The organism is uncultured Frigoribacterium sp., from assembly GCF_963515265.1.
GTDB lineage: Bacteria > Actinomycetota > Actinomycetes > Actinomycetales > Microbacteriaceae > Frigoribacterium.
The window spans coordinates 1-4,087 of record NZ_CAUPYL010000217.1 but is presented as its reverse complement, the minus strand read 5'-3'; the positions used below and the strand labels follow the sequence as shown (position 1 = coordinate 4,087).

Annotated in this window: 1 protein-coding gene; it reads right to left on the bottom strand. The window is 75.7% G+C overall.

Annotated elements, in window-relative coordinates; translation table 11 throughout:
* Positions 1–185: 185 nt before the first annotated feature.
* Positions 186–4,087: FtsK/SpoIIIE domain-containing protein (locus RWM17_RS12845; RefSeq protein ID WP_314104252.1), on the bottom strand; the 3,902-nt coding region annotated here is incomplete at its 5' end.

Below are 4,087 nucleotides of genomic sequence, written 5' to 3'. Positions count from 1 at the left end.
GCGTGCGGCGACGGCTCCACCCCCGGCGCCCGCTCGGCGGCGACGACGGCGACGACGACGACGGCGACGGCGAGGGGGGCGGCGACGGCTCCTGCTCCGGTCCCGACGTCGGACCTCCGCTCGCCCCCGGTGCGGCCTGGCCCGCGGCCTGCGGCAGTGCGTCGTCGCTCATCTGGTCCCCCTGGTCAGTCGTGACCGGCCAACACTACCGCCGCCCTCGTCGGCGCCACGGGCACCTGCACGGTGAGGGGCTCGCCGCTGCCGAGGTGCACCAGCGCCCGCCCGGGGACGACCCGCGACGACACCATCGACCGTGTCACCCGGACGCCGACGAGGTCGCCGTCGAGGGTCGCCTGCGGGCTGAGCAGCGCCCCGCGGCGGTTCTTCTTCGCTTCGACCTGCCAGCCCGAGAAGCCCGCGCAGAGACCGTTCGCGTTGCCGCCGAGCACGAGCGCCCGGCGGTGGTCGGCCGCCGACTGCACGAACGCGCGGAGCCACTGCTTCGCGCTGACGTCGAGCAGCAGCTCGCCGTCGTCGACGATCAGCGCCACCGGCCTGCCGTCGGGCGCGAGCAGGGGCGCGAGGTCGTCCTCGACGAGGTCCGAGCCGGTCAGCACGCCCCGGACGCCGGGGTGCCCGGCCAGCCCGCGGAGAGGCGAGGGGCGCGGGGCGGCGACGACGATCTCGGTGCCGGCCCGCAGCAGCGACTCGGCGATGGTGAGCAGCATCGTGCTGCGGCCGCTCCGCGACGGGCCGGCCACGACGAAGGTCGGGGCGTCCGCCTCGAGGTCGATGCCCTGCGCCGTCATCTCGTCGCCGCCCACGCCGACCAGGGCCCAGAGCGGTCGGCTGGCGTCGGCACCGGCGAGCTCGAGCGCCGCGTCGAGGTCGAGCTGGCTCGGCAGGTCGTCCACCCGCAGGGGGGAGGTGCGGCGGAGGCCCCGCGGCTCGACCGCCTGCAGGCGCTCGGCCAGCGCGCGCACGGCGGCCACCTGCGCCTGCCCGCTGACGTCGTCGCCGAGCACGCCGACCTGCACCTCGACGCCGCTGCCGGAGCGGAAGCCCCGGCCCGGGCCGATCTCGGCGGGCAGCGTCTTGTGGTCGATCGTGGCCAGGCTGTAGTCGAGCCGGTCGGTGAGCCGCAGCACGACCTTGTCGTCGGTGAGCACCGCCATCCGGCTGGTCAGCAGCGACCGGTCGCCCGAGATGACGAGGTGCAGGCCCGCGCCGGCCCCGTCGCGCAGCATCGCCTGCACCGAGTCGGTCAGGCGCCCGCCGTCGAGCTCGCCGAGCGTGCCGACGAAGTTCTCCCACCGGTCGATCAGCACGAGCACGTGGGGCAGGCGGTCCTCGGGCGCGGCCGTGGCCCGCTGCTCGGCGATGTTGGCGACGCCGGCGGCCCCGATCACCTCGTGCCGCCTCCCCATCTCGGCGACGAGGCGGTCGATCAAGCGGGTCGACCGCTCGAGCTGGGTGCGCTGCGCGATCGCGCCGGTGTGCGGGAACCCGGACAGCGACGTGATGCCGCCGTTGCCGCAGTCGAGGCCGTAGAGGTGCAGGTCGTCGCTCGACACCGCCGAGGCGGCCGCCGCCGCGATGCTCCGCAGCGCCTGCGAGCGACCGGAGCCCGGAGCGCCGACGACGTAGAGGTGCCCGAGCTGGTCGAGGTCGATCGTGGCGGCGCGCTGCTCCTGCCGGTCGGGCAGGTCCTCCGTGCCCCAGCGGAAGGCGAGGGGCGCACCCTGGCCGGCCCGCGCCTCCGGCGGGACCAGGTCGAGCGGCACCACGGCCTCGAGGGGCGGCAGCCACGGGCTGCGCTGACGGCCGAGGCCCGACAGCTCCGTGGCCCGGCGCAGGGCCCCGACGAGCACGGAGAGGTCGGTCTCGACCGCGGTCGCCCCGGTGGCGGGCCGGGTCGGCAGGGCGAGGGCGGCGTCGCGCCAGTCGAAGAGGCGGACGAACGGGGGAGCAGTCGTGCCATCGCTGTCGAGGGCGCTCCGCCCGCCCACGCGGGCCGACTGGAACGGCACGACCGACGAGTGCCCGAGGCGCGCGTAGGCACGGCCGGGCAGGGACTTGGCGATGCGCGCCGCGTCGGGCACGTCGATCACGTCCGAGCTCTCGCCCGTGTCGGTCATGCGCAGGGCCACCCGCAGGTTCGTGTTCGCGCGGATCTCGGGACTGATCACGCCCGACGGCCGCTGCGTCGCGAGGATGAGGTGCACGCCGAGCGACCGGCCGCGCTGGGCGATGCCGACGAGCCCGCTGACGAAGTCGGGCAGCTCCTTCGCCAGGGCGGCGAACTCGTCGATGACGATCAGGAGGCGCGGCAGGCGCTCGCCGAGGCCGCCGCGGGCCAGGTGCTCGTCGTGGTCCTCGACGTCCTTCGCGCCCGAGGCGGCCAGCACGTGCTCCCGCCGCGTCAGCTCGGACCGCAGCGACCGCAGCGCACGCTCGACGAGGTGGCTGTCGAGGTCGGTGACGAGGCCGACCGTGTGCGGCAGGTCGGCGACCGCCGCGAACGCCGCGCCTCCCTTGTAGTCGACGAGCACGAACGTCATGGCGTCGGGCCGGTTCTCGACGGCCAGCGACGCGACGAGCGTCTGCAGGAACTCGGACTTGCCCGACCCGGTGGTGCCCGCGACGAGGCCGTGCGGGCCGTCCGAGACCATGTCGATCGAGAACGGGCCGTCGATCGAGACCCCGACGACCGCCGAGGTCGAGGCCCCGCCGTCGCGCCGCCAGCGCTCGGCGAGCAGCTCGCCGGTGGGGTGCTCGAGGCCGAGGACGGGCAGCAGCGCCGCCGAGTCGGGCACGAGGCCCGCTGTCTCGCTCGAGCTGAGGTCGCGGACGGGCGAGAGGTCGCGGGCGACGTCGTCGTACCAGTCGTCGACGACGAGGTCGGCCAGCACGTCGTCGAGGTCGGCCCGGCCCTGCTCGCGCACCATCAGCCGCGTGTCGGCGTGCTGCACGACGGTCGCCGTGCACTCCTCGGGCAGCTGCCACTCCTCGGCGTCGAGGCAGACGACGCGGATCCCGTGCTCGGGCCCGTCGCGCAGCAGCCCCACGACGCCCGGCATGGCGCGCAGGCGTCGGGCGCCGTCGAGCACCACGACGTACTCGGGCGAGAACCGCGCGGGGCGGGAGGAGTGCGACGCCGTCGACGCTGCACGTCTCTCCTGCAGCACGAGCGAGAGCTCGGCCAGGCGCCGGCCGATCGTCTCGCCGTCGGCGCCGATCGCCGCGAGGGCGTCGTCGCCGTCGCCCGGGCGCGCGTGCGGCAGCCAGGTCGTCCACTCCCACTCGGGCAGCGCCGCCACCGACGTGAGCACCACCAGCCGCACGTCGTGCGGGCTCTGCGCGACGGCGAGCTGGCCCACCAGCCAGCGGCCGAGGAGGCGCGGTCGGTTCCCGGCCCCGGCCACCCCCAGCACGCCGGTGCGGGCCAGCGACAGCACGACGGGCACCTGCCGGGTCGTGCCGGTGGCCGTGCTCCGCTGGTCGGTCGAGCGCTCGTCCTGGATCTCGACCGTGCTCGGCAGGTCGGCCGTGCCGACGCGGACGTGCAGGTGGTCGGGGTCGGTCGGACGGCGCTCCCAGAGCCGGTGCGTGGGCACGCGGGCGGCGGTGCGCAGCTCGGCCGCGTCGGCGGCGCGCGTGCGCCGACGGTCGCGCTCGGCGTCGATCGAGTCGTCGACCCAGCCCTCGATCCGCGCCACGAGCTCGCGGTGCTCGGCGAGGGCCTTGCCGTGGCTCTTCTTGCCGTTGCGGCGGTTCGTGACCGTCGTGCCGATCATCATGATCGGCGACATGAAGGCGAACATCAGGTAGAACGCGTGCTGGAACGCCACGGCCATCACGATCCCGAAGACCGCCGGCACGGCCGCCATGATCCAGGGCAGGGGCGAGCGCTGCGGCGGGGCGGGCACCCGCGGGATCACGTACTTCACCGGCGGCGTCGGCGGCAGCAGGCGCGGCGGGCGGTTGTAGTCGACCCAGCCCGAGTCGGGCGCGCGCAGCAGCACGACGTCCGGGACGGTCGCGGGCAGCGCGGCGAGCACGGACTCGCCCAGGCGCAGGCGGGCCT